The sequence below is a fragment of the Photobacterium sp. R1 genome (assembly GCF_054600795.1).
Genome location: NZ_BAAHZP010000006.1, coordinates 15,834 through 29,686, shown reverse-complemented (window position 1 = coordinate 29,686; position 13,853 = coordinate 15,834). Strand labels below are relative to the sequence as shown.

Annotated in this window: 14 protein-coding genes; 3 read left to right on the top strand and 11 right to left on the bottom strand. The window is 48.7% G+C overall.

Annotated elements, in window-relative coordinates:
* The first annotated feature begins 23 nt into the window (after positions 1-23).
* The 3 genes from ACYP03_RS11400 (at position 24) to ACYP03_RS11390 (ending at position 2,753) form a co-directional block, all read left to right on the top strand.
* On the top strand, positions 24-629 hold the full coding sequence (locus ACYP03_RS11400) for an LON peptidase substrate-binding domain-containing protein (RefSeq protein ID WP_459779898.1): 606 nt from the start codon (positions 24-26) through the stop codon (positions 627-629).
* A gap of 95 nt (positions 630-724) precedes the next feature.
* Positions 725-1,648 (top strand): HDOD domain-containing protein, encoded by a 924-nt coding sequence (locus ACYP03_RS11395; protein ID WP_330959146.1) that lies wholly within the window; start codon positions 725-727, stop codon positions 1,646-1,648.
* Positions 1,649-1,853: 205 nt separating this feature from the next.
* On the top strand, positions 1,854-2,753 hold the full coding sequence (locus ACYP03_RS11390) for a LysO family transporter (RefSeq protein ID WP_248140921.1): 900 nt from the start codon (positions 1,854-1,856) through the stop codon (positions 2,751-2,753).
* Positions 2,754-2,924: 171 nt separating this feature from the next.
* On the opposite strand, the gene ACYP03_RS11385 is transcribed toward ACYP03_RS11390, so the two are convergent.
* From ACYP03_RS11385 to fabD, 11 genes are all read right to left on the bottom strand, one after another.
* On the bottom strand, positions 2,925-3,806 hold the full coding sequence (locus ACYP03_RS11385) for a GNAT family protein (protein WP_459779896.1): 882 nt from the start codon (positions 3,804-3,806) through the stop codon (positions 2,925-2,927).
* A 288-nt stretch (positions 3,807-4,094) separates the two neighbouring features.
* Positions 4,095-5,525, bottom strand: a complete 1,431-nt coding sequence (gene ptsG, locus ACYP03_RS11380; RefSeq protein ID WP_248140925.1) for a PTS glucose transporter subunit IIBC — start codon at positions 5,523-5,525, stop codon at positions 4,095-4,097.
* Positions 5,526-5,980: 455 nt separating this feature from the next.
* Complete coding sequence (locus ACYP03_RS11375; protein WP_459779894.1) at positions 5,981-6,757, bottom strand: TatD family hydrolase; 777 nt, start codon at positions 6,755-6,757, stop codon at positions 5,981-5,983.
* 27 nt (positions 6,758-6,784) lie between these two features.
* Positions 6,785-7,747: a DNA polymerase III subunit delta' gene (gene holB, locus ACYP03_RS11370; RefSeq protein WP_330959142.1), complete on the bottom strand. Its 963-nt coding sequence runs from the start codon at positions 7,745-7,747 to the stop codon at positions 6,785-6,787.
* Positions 7,744-8,382 (bottom strand): dTMP kinase, encoded by a 639-nt coding sequence (gene tmk, locus ACYP03_RS11365; RefSeq protein WP_459779892.1) that lies wholly within the window; start codon positions 8,380-8,382, stop codon positions 7,744-7,746. The genes holB and tmk overlap by 4 nt, the downstream gene beginning before the upstream one ends.
* Complete coding sequence (mltG, locus tag ACYP03_RS11360; RefSeq protein ID WP_248140932.1) at positions 8,382-9,392, bottom strand: endolytic transglycosylase MltG; 1,011 nt, start codon at positions 9,390-9,392, stop codon at positions 8,382-8,384. Before mltG ends, tmk begins: the two co-directional genes overlap by 1 nt.
* On the bottom strand, positions 9,386-10,195 hold the full coding sequence (pabC, locus tag ACYP03_RS11355; protein ID WP_459779890.1) for an aminodeoxychorismate lyase: 810 nt from the start codon (positions 10,193-10,195) through the stop codon (positions 9,386-9,388). The genes mltG and pabC overlap by 7 nt, the downstream gene beginning before the upstream one ends.
* A 63-nt stretch (positions 10,196-10,258) precedes the next feature.
* A complete protein-coding gene (fabF, locus tag ACYP03_RS11350) occupies positions 10,259-11,497 on the bottom strand; it encodes a beta-ketoacyl-ACP synthase II (protein WP_248140937.1) in 1,239 nt (412 codons plus the stop codon).
* An 88-nt stretch (positions 11,498-11,585) separates the two neighbouring features.
* The gene (acpP, locus tag ACYP03_RS11345) at positions 11,586-11,825 is read right to left on the bottom strand and encodes an acyl carrier protein (RefSeq protein WP_027253507.1); all 240 of its coding nucleotides are present in this window, start codon (positions 11,823-11,825) and stop codon (positions 11,586-11,588) included.
* A gap of 158 nt (positions 11,826-11,983) precedes the next feature.
* Positions 11,984-12,718, bottom strand: coding sequence for a 3-oxoacyl-ACP reductase FabG (fabG, locus tag ACYP03_RS11340; protein ID WP_248140938.1), 735 nt, complete (start codon positions 12,716-12,718; stop codon positions 11,984-11,986).
* Positions 12,719-12,817: 99 nt separating this feature from the next.
* Positions 12,818-13,741, bottom strand: coding sequence for an ACP S-malonyltransferase (gene fabD, locus ACYP03_RS11335; RefSeq protein WP_248140940.1), 924 nt, complete (start codon positions 13,739-13,741; stop codon positions 12,818-12,820).
* Positions 13,742-13,853: the final 112 nt, after the last annotated feature.

The following is a 13,853-nucleotide window of genomic DNA, read 5'->3' as shown; positions in this document are numbered from 1 at the left end:
TATTAGAGAACAGAGGGAGAAATATGCCTGAGATTGCCCTATTTCCTTCGGCGAGCCATGTCTTACCTGAAGGTAAACTGGAAATCACCATTGCCGAACAACGCTATCAACGCATGCTGAAAGAATCCGTTGAAGGACAGCGTGATTTTGCGATGTGCATGCGAAGTGAAGAAGAAAATAATGAGGATGAATCCATTACACGAATTCCGGCCATTGCGACCAAAGTGAACGTGGTTGATTTCAATGCACTGGAAAACGGTTTACTCAGTATTGTGGTTGAAGGCAAAACAAAGATCCGTATCCTTTCAGTCAAGCACGAAAGTGATCACTTACTGATTGCTGAATATCTGCCTTTTAAAGCCTGGCCTCCTGTGCCCGTGTCCGGAAAACATGAGTGTCTGATTGAAAAATTAAAGCTGTTCTTTGCGACCATGCCTGAAATCGGCGCACTCTATCAAAATGGCGAATATGATAATTTAAGCTGGGTTTGCCAGCGCTGGATCGAGTGCCTGCCGCTAGAAGTACATTATAAGCAATTACTTATCGCACAGGATTCACCAGCATTGACTGCACGCTTCTTGCTCAAACTTTTCGATAATCCACAGTTATTTGATGATGATATCAACTAACTCTTACTTTGTTCTCAAAAATCGCCCGCCTTGGTGTACTCCACTCATCTGACCAAGATAAAATAAATACAAATATCTTAGGTTATTAATCTTTCATGTCGCATCTATCTTTTTTCTGGTTAAAACCCGAAAACGACAAAATTTTGACAGGCCTTCAATCGGAATTTCACGGACTCGTGAAAGACGCGATTAAAGAAAACCGCCTGACACTTCCGCCGATCCCCGATGTTCTGGCCGAACTCCAAGCACTGTGTAACAGGGATGATTCCACGGTGCGTGACGCAGCCACCGTTTTACTCAATGATCCCGGCATGACTGCCACAGTCGTTAAAACATCAAACACGATGATGTTTAACCGACGTAATATCGTTTGCCATGACATCCAGACTGCGGTCAGCCGACTAGGCATCATTCGGGTCAGAGACATCATCACAGCAAAAACGGTTCTTGATATTAAACTGAACAGCAGCTTTGATTATGAATGTAAGCTCCTGTTATCCGGCAGTGCCGCCCGCTCGCGTCAATTAGCCGGCAGTATGGCATTGGTCACACAAAACCTGCTCATACACCGCCCTGAGCTGAAACTGGAGCCAGAAAAAGCATTGCTCGCCGGTCTGTTTGCAGATATTGGCCTGTTCAGCCTGATCTATGAATATCAAAACTACCTCGACAGCGGCAATTTCCTGGACATCCAATATGCAAAGTATGTCTTCGAACATTGCTGCAACAAGGCCAGCCTGGATATTCTGAAGCACTGGGGGTTTGACCAGGATTATCTGGAAGTTGCCAGTAATAAGCGGGTCTTCCCTGCCTATAAAAAAGATGAGGACATTACCTACCTTGATGTCGCGCGCATGGCCAATCACCTGCTGTTGTTCAAAGAAGACGACGACGACATTGATGACCATGAAGTAGAGCTTGATCTGGCAGGTGCAGAAGTGATGTATACCCTGACCAACCTGCCTGATGACGAGTTTGATCGCCAGATCAACCACGTGCTGCTCAGCAGCGGCTTTTAAGCTGCCGAACAGCACGTGGTTCATTCATCTGCCTGCTTGCGCTGTTGAAAAACAGCGCTCTATTGACCCTTTGTTAAACAGCCTGATAAGCTTCTGAATTCATTAACAGCACGTTTACACCTGCGCGGGTCAATGACGTAATGAAACCCTGGATTTCACTGGCTGCCAGCGATGTCATAGCCAGACAACCTCTGTAAGGATACTCATGTTCTCAGGAATGCTTTTTATTTTCCTGCCACTTATCATCGGCTATTTCATCCCGGTCAGAAATGCATCGGTCCTTGATTTTATTCATGCTCAGACATCCCGGCTGGTCCTGGTTATTCTGACTCTGATGGGGCTCAGCCTGGCGGGATTAGACAACCTGGGGGAAAACCTCAGCCAAATCCTGCTATATACCTTCACGTTCTTTGTCTGCATCAGTGCCTGTAATGCCCTGGCTCTGCCGCTTCTCGATAAATACTATCCGCTGGAAACACAGCATGGGCATCAGCAGCTGCCAAAAGCCAAAATGCTGATGGAGTCCGTCAAACTGATTCTGGTTGTGGCTGCCGGGCTGGGTCTCGGATTAATCATCAATATGGATCTCAGTTGGGTTGACCAGGCCAGTGAAATTATCCTGTTGCTGCTTTTGTTTTTGATTGGAATTCAGCTGCGCAACAGCGGCATGACCCTCAGGCAGATTCTGCTCAATAAACAAGGAATTATGATTGCGCTGACAATCATTGCAACGTCTCTGCCCGGTGGTCTGATTGCTGCCTGGATGCTGGATATTCCGATGACTCACGGACTAGCCATGGCTTCAGGTTTCGGTTGGTATTCTCTGGCCGGTATTTTGATCGGAGACGGACTGGGACCGGTATTTGGCGGGGCTTCTTTCCTGAATGAGCTGCTTCGGGAATTGATTGCGCTTACTTTGATTCCTGTTGTCATCGCCCGCTATCCAAACACAGCGATTGGCTATGCAGGGGCAACTGCGATGGATTTCACCCTGCCTGTGATCCAGAACTGCGGAGGTATTCGCTGCGTGCCGATTGCGATTGTCAGCGGTTTTATCCTCAGCCTGCTGGTTCCTGTGTTCATCCTGTTTTTCCTGTCGCTTTAAAGCGTTTCCTCCATGCGTCTGACATGGCTGGTAAATTTGCACTTATACCGGGCTTACTCAAATGCGTATCGTCACACGATACGCATTTGGTGGCGTTCAGCGATGACTCTGACCCAGTGACCCCGTCAATGAGACGGATCAATCCGGCACACATACTTGTTCGCCAAACGATCAAAGACCCAGTACAAGATTTTCTGAATATAAAGAGAGAAACGGGACGTCTGCATCCAGACCAAATGTAATGCGTGGTGAGCTCATCATGAGCTGACAATTTTCATCAATCAGGCATTCAGGTGTATCGCTCAGACTGATCACACATTTCTGGGTTTGATCATAGGTCGTCACATATCTTGAAATCGTTCCGCGGCTTCGAAACAGCAAATCCGGATTGGAGTAGTACACAATCTCAGTGTACTGAATATCGCGCAGCGCCGCTTTTCGGGTCACGATATAACAAACCTCCTGCTCATATTTCAGGACGTGCTGCTCACATTCCAGGACTTCATGCGCAAAAAAAATTGATTGCTGCTCATCCGTCAAAAAGGCGATGCCCTTCTTGCCGGTATAGATATCAAACAGTGAATCCGATTCTGATTCGGGTGCCGCAATGATCTGAAACCGATCTGACTCTTCCCTTGCATTGAGGAAGTTCTTTGCAACGCTGTCAGCGATCTGGCTTGCCGACAAAATCGTGAACAAGGTATCACTGAAATGTTGTCTCAAAAAAGAAAGGGTTCGCAACCCGTAACCTCGAAAATCGGGATGTGTCACGGCACAGGTCAAATTAATCGTATTCACAACTTTTCCTGAACGGCTGACACGCTTTTGGGGAATAATACCTATCGCTCCAACCAGTTTCCCGGAGACCCGGATACCCACACCGGTCACAGCATTTTTGTCAGCCCGATTAAAAATACGCTCAAGCCGCGCTTCCTCAACATCCCCCAATTGTTTCGGTCGGAGTAATGTCAGTAATGCAGGATAATCATCAGATTTAAGTTCATTGATCACCACCCTTTTCGTTTCACTGCAGGCTCGGTCCATCGACATCATACAATTTCACTCCATGTGAATTTAAAAGCCACAACAGCGCGCATAATGCCACCAGAAACCTTAATACTCAATAAGTTGCAATATGTTCACTATCATTACATCTCATTGCATTGATCGAAAATCTCTCCTGGATGATGAGTCCTCCGTGTGATGACTGTTGCAGGGGAATATCAGGCAACTGCGTTTTCAGATGGATAGGATCGTCAGATGTCTCGACGACAGAAACAACAGAAATAAAAAAGCCTGGCTGCAGGAGCCAGGCTTTTGAACACTGAGAATCTTCAGAAATTACGCGTTATTGCGAATCCACTCATCCATTTCAGTACGCAGGTTGTCAGACTTCGTTCCGAAGATGGCCTGAACACCACCGGAAACCACCACAACACCCGCAGCACCCAGACGTTTCAGTTTGTCCTGATCAACAATCGCTGTATCTGCCACACTCACACGCAGACGTGTGATACATGCATCCAGGTTCGTGATGTTTGCTTTACCGCCGAAAGCTTCAACCAGCTCACCCGCCAGCTCAGTACCCGCAGCTGTTTCAGTCTCAGCCGTTTCATCTTCACGGCCCGGTGTTTTCAGGTCCAGTGCACGAATCACGAAGGTAAATACCACGTAGTACAGTACAGCGTAACCCAGACCCAGCACAACCAGCGTCCATACGTTTTCAGCACGTGGCATCTGAACGATGAAGTCAATGAAACCATTCGAGAAGGTATGGCCGTGAACAACACCCAGGGCGTTCGTCAGAACATAAGCCAGACCAGCCAGTACCGCGTGAATCGCATACAGAACCGGTGCGATAAACAGGAATGAGAACTCAATTGGCTCAGTGATACCGGTCAGGAATGAAGTCAGTGCAGCAGATGCCATGATACCAACAACTTTGGCACGGTTTTCTGGCTTCGCACAGTGAGCAATCGCGAAAGCCGCTGCTGGCAGACCAAACATTTTGAACAGGTAGCCACCCGCCAGCTGACCGAAACCATTACCCGCGGCACGGGATGCATCATCAGCAGTCAGGAAACAAGTCATGATACCGTGAACCGTTTCACCGGCACCGTTCACACAAGTACCCGCTTCATAGAAGAAAGGAACGTTCCAGATATGGTGCAGACCAAATGGGATCAGAGAACGCTCAACCACACCGTAAATACCGAACGCCAGTACAGGGTTTTGGTTCGCAGCCCAGTCAGAGAATGCAGCAATGCCGGCACCAATCGGTGGCCAAATCACAGACAGAACGACACCCAGTGCGATAGAAAGGAAACCCGTGATAATTGGAACCGCACGCTTACCAGCAAAGAAGCCAAGATATTCCGGCAGCTGAATTTTGAAGAAACGGTTAAATGCCCAGGCAGCAACACCACCCGCCAGGATACCACCCAGCACACCCGTTTCGATGCTTTCAACACCCATGACTTGCGCCATCACTTTCAGTGTGGCAACCATAATGCCGTAGCCGACAATTGCAGACAGACCAGCAACACCGTCATTCTTGGTAAAGCCCAGTGCAACACCAACGGCAAACAGCAGTGGCATCTGGCCGAATACGGAACCACCAGCCTGTTCCATCAGGTGAGAAACAACTGCTGGCAACCAGCTAAAATTAGCCGCCCCTACACCTAACAGAATACCTGCTACCGGCAGAACCGATACTGGCAGCATCAGCGCCTTACCGACTTTCTGCAGGTTCGCAAAAAAGTTCTTAAACATATTGTGCTCCTGAGTGAGATATTTACTACGTATCCAGCGGTTACCAGCGACCTACCCCCGTAGTCATAATGCTAGCACCACCCGTTTTTATTGTTCGGCATAAGTATAAAATGCGGCGCCAAATATAACGTGACAGTAATCAAGAATACCAACGGATCGTGAAAGTAAATTTCAGTTTGACACATAGATCACAAATGAACTCAGTGCACAAAAACGCCAAAAAACACAAAAAATCAATACAAACCAACAGTTTAATCTAAAAACACACCTATCATTAAATTGTAATTATATTTCACCCCTGTAACCCATGTTTCTTCATGTAACGAAACAACATTACAATTCAGATCGGAAAAAAAACGAAGATTCGTGCAGGAATGAACAAAAGAGCTAATAATTTTTTGAAGTAATCAATTAAATATATAAAAAAAGGAGCTTTCGCTCCTTTTTTGACACTTTTATCGTTTGGCCTGCGAAAAAAGACGGAAGAAGTTTTCGGTCGAAATTCTGGCAACCTCTTCCCCTGACACACCTTTCAGCAAACCGATATAATCTGCAACTTCCTTCACGTAAGCAGGCTGATTCTCTTTGCCGCGGTACGGAATCGGAGCCAGATAAGGAGAATCCGTTTCCACCAACAACCGTTCAAGCGGCAAACGACTCACCACATCTTTCAGTTCAGCGGCTTTATTAAAAGTGACGATCCCTGAAATCGAGATATAAAACCCCAACTCCATCGCAGCTTCTGCCATTTCCAGGCTTTCAGTGAAACAGTGCAGGACACCACCGCAACGTTCCGCACCCTCTTCTTTTAAAATATGGATCGTATCTTCACGCGCCATTCGGGTGTGAATAATCAATGGCTTATTCAGTTCAACAGCCAGGCGGATGTGCTGACGAAAGATTTCCTGCTGCTGCTCTGCCAATTCAGGCTGGTAATGATAATCCAGACCCGTTTCGCCAATCGCAACGACTTTGTCGTCACTGGCATAAGCCTTCAGTTTGTCGTAATCAAAACCGGCTTCTATATCCAGCGGGTGAACACCACAGGATGCAAAAACGTGGTCAAAAGGCGCAATCATTTCCATCATTGCAGGAAAACTTTTCAGCGTTACCCCCACTGAAAGAAAGTACTCGACGCCTTTCGCCTGTGCTTTTGCCAGGACATCGGCCACATCGGTATGCAGTTCGTCATAATTCAGTTTATCGAGGTGGCAATGTGAATCTACTAACACCTGAATATCCTCTTGAGTTCGGTGTGTTTACTGAGAAGAGATAAAACCTGATAACCAATCCGTTATCAGGAGCTCATCATTCAGACCCGGATGTGCTTCCAGTTCGCGGATTAATGCATTCAAGGCTTTTATTTGCCCAAGCAACAGCGACTGCTGTAACTGAGCCGCGACCTGCCCTGCCAGAGCCGATGACTCCGCATGGACAAGATAGCCGACCACGCCCTGTTGTATTTTCAGGCAATCCACCAAAAAATAGCTCAGCCACTTCAGACTGAGCAGGCCATCTTTCATACAGTGCTCTGCCACGCTGAACAAGCCAGAATGAGGTGGGACCAGGAATTGATGAAAACTTTCCAGCAAGTTCTGATGCCGGATGTCCTGTCCCTGCTCAATAAAGTGTAAAGCAGCCAGTGGCGCATTGCCGTTCAATCGGATAGCTTCGACTTTCACTGCCTGCTTGAGCTGACTTTCAACCCAACGCTTCACATCCTGTTCTGCAGGCAATGGTAAACGCCATTTGTTACAGCGGCTGTTGATTGTGGGTAACAGGCGATCCAACTCTGTCGTCGTTAAAATAAACTGACAATTAGCTGGGGGCTCCTCCAGCGTTTTCAGCAGCGCATTAGCTGCGGCCTCACCCATGCAGTCGGCCTGTTCAATTAAAACAACCCGCTTTCCGCCTAACTGCGACGTTTCCCAAGCCCAGTGATTACACTGACGAATGGCATCAATACTGATCGCTTTCCCGTCCTGGGGCCGGATCGTGTGACAGTCAGGATGCGTTTCAGCGGCAAACAACTGACAGCTGTGACAGATGCCACACGGCTCCGTCATCCCGTTCTGGCAAAGCACAGTTCTGGCCAACTGCCGGATCAACGTTTCACTGCCACAACCGGAAGGTGCAATCAGCAACATCGCATGATGCATCCGATCCTGCGTCAACAGCTGCTGCCATTGCTGCCAGACTGTAGTCAGCCAGGGATAGCTCATGCGTGCTCCTGCTGCGACAGCCAGTGTGTCAGGTACCGCCGGATATCAGCCGTCACATCATCCAGACTCTGAGAGGCATCAATGATGATGACTTTCGGATTATTCCGGGACAAGGCCAGAAAACGTTCCCGGGTCCGCTCAAAGAAAGGCAGATCCATTTTCTCGATCCGATCCAGCGCACCGCGTCCGCGCGCACGTGCCAGGCCCAGTTCCGGATCGATATCCATGTAGATGGTTAAATCCGGTTCGAATGTTCCCAGCACCATGGTTTTAATATTGGTCATCAATTGGGTATCAAACCCGCGACCACCACCCTGATAAGCCTGGGAAGACATATCATGACGATCCCCGATGACCCACTTTCCAGCTTCTAAGGCTGGTTGAATCACATGCTCAACCAGTTGGCTGCGTGCCGCATAGAGCAACAGCAGCTCAGCCATATCCGTCAGAGGTTCATCCGGATGGCCTTCTTTCACCAAAGTCCGCATTTTCTCGGCAAGGGGAGTACCACCCGGTTCACGGGTCGACTCAATCTCAGTGATTCCCTGTTCAGCCAGTACATGCTGCACAGTTGAGATCGCAGTGCTCTTCCCTGCCCCTTCCAGGCCTTCAATGACGATAAATTTTCCGTTCATTATTGTTTGAGTATCTTCAGATAATGGCGAACAGCTTGGTTATGTTCGCTGAGTGTTTTTGAAAACGTATGGCCGCCTTTGCCGTCAGCCACAAAATAGAAATAACTGGTCTGGGCCGGTTTCACGGCAGCCAGTACCGACGCAGCACTCGGCATGGCAATCGGTGTTGGCGGCAACCCAAAAATGGTATAGGTATTGTACGGTGTCGGGGTGCGCAAATCTTTCTTACGAATGTTGCCGTCAAACTTTTCACCCAGACCATAAATCACGGTCGGATCGGTCTGAAGCCGCATACCTTTGTGCAATCGGTTCATAAAGACCGAAGAAACTTTGGCACGCTCATGATCCACAGCTGTTTCTTTTTCAATGATGGAAGCCATGATCAGGACTTCATACGGATTTTTCAGCGGAATCGATGCATCGCGTTCTTTCCACGCCTCATCAAGCAGAGACATCATATGTGCATAAGCGCGTTTCAGTAAGGCCAGATCAGATGTGCCTGCGGTGTAATGATAAGTCTCAGGCAACAGATAGCCTTCCAGCTTCTTCACATCAGCTCCTATCGCTTCAGCGATATCGGACTCACTCATCTGCGCCGTTTCATTTTTCAGCATCGGTGCATTTTCCAGTGCTTTCAGCCAATCTGAAAAACGATCACCTTCCAGCAACGTAATCGAAAACTGATACTCTTTACCGGAAGCAACAATGGCCAGCACATCTCTGAGCGTCCGGGCATTTTCAATCGAATAAGTCCCGGCCTTGATGCGCGCTAAGGTCGGCTCCAGTTTGCCAATCCAGCGGGTCCAGGGTGAATCCGCAAGTACACCCATCTGGTTGAGCTGATAGATTAAACCACGGAAAGTCGTGCCTTGTCTGACCGTCAGATAAGGCTCATCGACCTGTACAATTGGCTGTTCAATACTGGCCTTCACCTGTAAATATGCCCAGCCTGCACCGCCGGCCAGAATTGCTCCCAGCAGTACAAACACCAATGCCAACTTTTTTAGCACGTGTACAACCTCTTCATTATTGCTTCTGACGCACTGCGTTCATCGTACGTTTCAGATTGAATTTTTGTCACAGGCACCAAGGCCATGAGAGCATTAGTAATAAAGACTTCATCAGCGCAAAGCAAGGCGTCTAAAGGGCTTTTAACAAACTCAAGACAATAGCCCAGCTCTTTCGCCAGTTCACAGACATGCGCACGCATAAGGCCATGAACACCGGCCTGACTCAGTTCAGGGGTATATAAAATCTGACCGTGACGCCAGAAAATATTGGAAGCGCAAGTTTCGGTAACATGGTCGTGGATATCCAGCACGACCGCATCCAGCCAGCCATTGGCTTCAATTTCCTGTTTCAGCATCACCTGCTCAAGACGGTTTAAATGCTTCAGTCCGGCTAACATAGGGACCAGCCCCAGACGTTGCTGACACACTCCCAGTTCAATCCCTTCCTGCTGCCATGTCTCGTAATGAGCCGGCCAGGCAAAATCAGAAATCATCACCTGAGTCTGCTGACACCCTGCAGGACTGTACCCCCGGCCACCGGCACCACGGCTGATCAGTATTTTGATGACGCCTTTCTCAGGATAGTTCTGAGCTAAAGACATCACCGTTCTGGAAATGGGCGACCAATCCGGTGCCGCAATGTTCAGTTTCAGCAGCGTGTTTTGCAGTCGCTTCAAATGTTGTGGCCAGAGCCTCGGCGAACCCTCTTCCACTAATACAGTTGTGAAACAGCCATCGCCATACTGAAAAGCCCGGTCCGATACGCTGACACTGTCTGATTCAACACCGTTGATCCACGCCATTGTATACCCCATAAAAAAACGGCCCGGTCATTGAACCGGGCCGCTTAGCATAACAGATATGACTTAGATTTTCTTGAACAGCAGTGAGCCGTTTGTGCCACCGAAGCCGAAGGAGTTACACAGGGCATACTCCAACTTCACCTGGCGTGCTTCACCTGGTACATAATCCAGGTCACAACCTTCGTCCGGATTCTCCAGGTTGATTGTTGGCGGAACCGCCTGATCAACCAGAGACATCACCGTAATGATTGACTCAACAGAGCCAGCCGCACCCAGCAGGTGACCGGTCATTGACTTGGTTGAAGACACCAGGACTTTATCAGCAGCCGCGCCCATGGCGCGTTTGATACCCAATGTTTCAGCAACGTCACCGGCAGGCGTCGACGTACCGTGAGCATTCACATAACCAATTTGATCCTGGCTGATACCGGCATCGCGGATAGCCGCTTCCATCGCCAGTGCACCACCTGAACCATCAGCACTTGGTGAAGTCATGTGATAAGCATCACCACTCATACCAAAGCCAACCAGTTCTGCATAGATTTTTGCACCGCGGGCTTTCGCGTGCTCATATTCTTCCAGAACCATCATACCGGCACCATCGCCCAGTACGAAACCATCACGCTCTTTGTCCCAAGGACGAGAAGCGCCCTGAGGATCATCATTGCGGGTAGACAGTGCTTTCGCTGCAGCGAAACCACCCATACCCAGCGGCGTAGATGCTTTTTCTGCACCACCAGCCAGCATCATGTCAGCATCGCCGTATGCGATCATACGGGCAGCGTGACCAATGTTATGCAAACCAGTCGTACAGGCAGTAGAAATTGCAATGTTCGGACCACGCAGGCCATACATAATCGACAGGTGACCTGCGATCATGTTGACAATTGTAGACGGTACAAAGAATGGGCTGATCTTACGCGGACCTTTTTCCAGCATTGCCTGATGGTTTTGCTCAATCAGACCAAGACCACCAATCCCTGAACCAATTGCCACACCAAAACGGCCGGCATTTTCTTCACTGACTTCAATACCAGAGTCTTTCAACGCCTGAGTACCAGCAGCCACGCCATACTGGATAAACAGGTCCATTTTACGGGCATCTTTTTTGGTCATGTATTCTTCGCAATTGAAGTCTTTGACCATGCCAGCAAAACGGGTTGCAAAATCACTCGCATCAAAGTGCTCAATATTGCTGATACCACTCTGGCCTGCCAATAAGGCTTTCCATGAAGATTCGACAGTATTGCCAACTGGTGAAAGCATACCCATACCAGTTACAACTACGCGACGCTTAGACACGATTTATTTCTCCGGGAATGAAGGATTAATTTGGGTTTACAAATGAAAATCAGGCGGTCATGGAGACCGCCTGGAAGTGTTCTTGAAATTACTCTGCGGAAGCGCTTACAACGTAGTCGATAGCAGCTTGAACCGTAGTAATTTTCTCAGCTTCTTCATCTGGGATCTCTGTGTCGAATTCTTCTTCCAGAGCCATTACCAGCTCAACAGTATCCAGAGAGTCAGCACCCAGGTCGTCAACGAAAGAAGCTTCATTTTTAACTTCAGACTCATCTACGCCCAGCTGCTCAACGATGATTTTTTTTACGCGTTCTTCGATGTTGCTCATACTAATCTATTTCCTTAAACAAGAGTTCGCTATTGCGATTTGCTGTAGTTTATTCATTACTGTAAAAGTTGCAAGACTAAGGGTGCTGGTCAAACCACGATTCAGCGTTAAATCCACCCGAGTTTGACCTGCATCCAAAAAGATTTCAACTTTTTTGGTTAAATCATGTACATGCCGCCGTTCACGTGCAGTGTCTCACCGGTGACATAACCTGCATCGTCAGAAGCCAGAAATGCAACAGCTGCTGCAATTTCGCGCGGCTCGCCCAAACGACCAGCAGGAACAGCAGACAGAGTAGATGCACGCTGATCATCATTTAGTGCTTTAGTCATATCGGTTTCGATAAAACCAGGCGCCACTGCGTTCACGGTAATACCACGAGAAGCAACTTCACGCGCCATTGATTTGGTGAAACCAATCAGACCTGCTTTCGCTGCTGAATAGTTTGTCTGGCCCGCGTTACCCATCGTACCAACCACAGAACCAATGCTGATAATACGGCCGTAACGTTTTTTCATCATAGAACGTAATACGGCTTTCGACAGGCGGAAAATAGAAGTCAGGTTGGTATCAATGATGTCCTGCCACTCGTCATCTTTCATACGCATCAACAGGTTGTCACGCGTGATACCCGCATTATTCACCAGAATATCGACGTCACCGTAGGCTTCTTTGATTTGTTTCAGAACATCATCAATCGACTCCTGAGACGTCACATTCAGTGCCAGGCCCTGACCTTTGTCACCCAGGTAAGCACTAATCGCTTCCGCACCGCTTTCTGATGTTGCAGTACCAATGACAGTTGCACCACGCTCTGCCAGAATTTCTGCAATCGCACGGCCAATGCCACGGCTCGCGCCTGTTACCAGCGCAACTTTACCTTGCAGGCTCATGTTTCTTCCTCTTTATATAGCCCGTCATTTTGAATACGGACAGACTGATGACTAATTTTGCCGTGATCCGGGCATTCCCGAGCCACGATCATGATTCAATTATTTTGCCGCTTCCAGGCTGGCCGGATCGTTCACGGCGGCAGCATTCAGCGACTTATCGATGCGTTTTGCCAAGCCGGTCAGAACTTTACCCGGACCAACTTCCAGCAACAATTCAACACCTTCGGCAGCCATACGCTCTACAGACTCAGTCCAGCGAACCGGGCCATACAGCTGCTTCACCAGTGCCTGCTTGATTGCAGCAGGATCAGTCTCAGTTGCCACATCAGCATTATTGATGACCGGAACTGCCGGTGCGCTGAATGCAACAGATTCCAGTGCCTGAGCCAGTTTTTCAGCAGCTGGCTTCATCAGTTCACAATGAGACGGGACAGAAACAGGCAGCGGCAGTGCTCGTTTGGCACCCGCGGCTTTACACAGCTCATTTGCTCGCTCAACTGCAGCTTTGTGGCCTGCAATAACAACCTGACCTGGTGAGTTAAAGTTCACAGGCGCGACCACTTCACCCTGTGCTGCTTCTTCACAGGCTTTGGCAATCGCGTCATTGTCCAGACCAATAATGGCAGACATTGCGCCCACACCAGCAGGAACCGCTTCCTGCATCAGTTGACCACGCAGTTCAACCAGCTTAATTGCTTCTTTGAAATTCAGCACGCCAGCACAAACCAGTGCTGAGTATTCACCCAGGCTGTGGCCTGCCAGAACGGCTGGCTGAGCTCCACCAACTTCCTGCCATACACGCCAGATAGCGACAGATGCCGCCAGCAGCGCAGGCTGAGTACGGTGAGTCTGGTTCAGCTCTTCAGCAGGTCCGTTCTGGACCAATGCCCACAGATCATAACCCAGTGCTTCAGACGCTTCGGCAAACGTTTGTTGTACACTTTCGTACTGCTCAGCCAGTTCAGCCAGCATGCCGACAGCCTGAGAACCCTGCCCAGGAAAAACAATCGCGAACTTAGACATTCGAGAATCCTTCTACAAAGAGAAATGGCATCAAAGATGCCATCGTTGATGCGGCTGACAGGCGGATATTGATTAACACGCCCGAACCGCATATTCAAAAAGTGTGCGCTTC

What these genes read in the sequence shown, in the direction of transcription:
- fabG (WP_248140938.1), bottom strand. Translation starts at nt 12,718, where the DNA reads ATGAGCCTGCAAGGTAAAGTTGCGCTGGTAACAGGCGCGAGCCGTGGC.
- ptsG (WP_248140925.1), bottom strand. Translation starts at nt 5,525, where the DNA reads ATGTTTAAGAACTTTTTTGCGAACCTGCAGAAAGTCGGTAAGGCGCTG.
- holB (WP_330959142.1), bottom strand. Translation starts at nt 7,747, where the DNA reads ATGAGCTATCCCTGGCTGACTACAGTCTGGCAGCAATGGCAGCAGCTG.
- ACYP03_RS11400 (WP_459779898.1), top strand. Translation starts at nt 24, where the DNA reads ATGCCTGAGATTGCCCTATTTCCTTCGGCGAGCCATGTCTTACCTGAA.
- pabC (WP_459779890.1), bottom strand. Translation starts at nt 10,195, where the DNA reads ATGGCGTGGATCAACGGTGTTGAATCAGACAGTGTCAGCGTATCGGAC.
- tmk (WP_459779892.1), bottom strand. Translation starts at nt 8,382, where the DNA reads ATGAACGGAAAATTTATCGTCATTGAAGGCCTGGAAGGGGCAGGGAAG.
- ACYP03_RS11385 (WP_459779896.1), bottom strand. Translation starts at nt 3,806, where the DNA reads ATGATGTCGATGGACCGAGCCTGCAGTGAAACGAAAAGGGTGGTGATC.
- ACYP03_RS11395 (WP_330959146.1), top strand. Translation starts at nt 725, where the DNA reads ATGTCGCATCTATCTTTTTTCTGGTTAAAACCCGAAAACGACAAAATT.
- ACYP03_RS11390 (WP_248140921.1), top strand. Translation starts at nt 1,854, where the DNA reads ATGTTCTCAGGAATGCTTTTTATTTTCCTGCCACTTATCATCGGCTAT.
- acpP (WP_027253507.1), bottom strand. Translation starts at nt 11,825, where the DNA reads ATGAGCAACATCGAAGAACGCGTAAAAAAAATCATCGTTGAGCAGCTG.
- fabD (WP_248140940.1), bottom strand. Translation starts at nt 13,741, where the DNA reads ATGTCTAAGTTCGCGATTGTTTTTCCTGGGCAGGGTTCTCAGGCTGTC.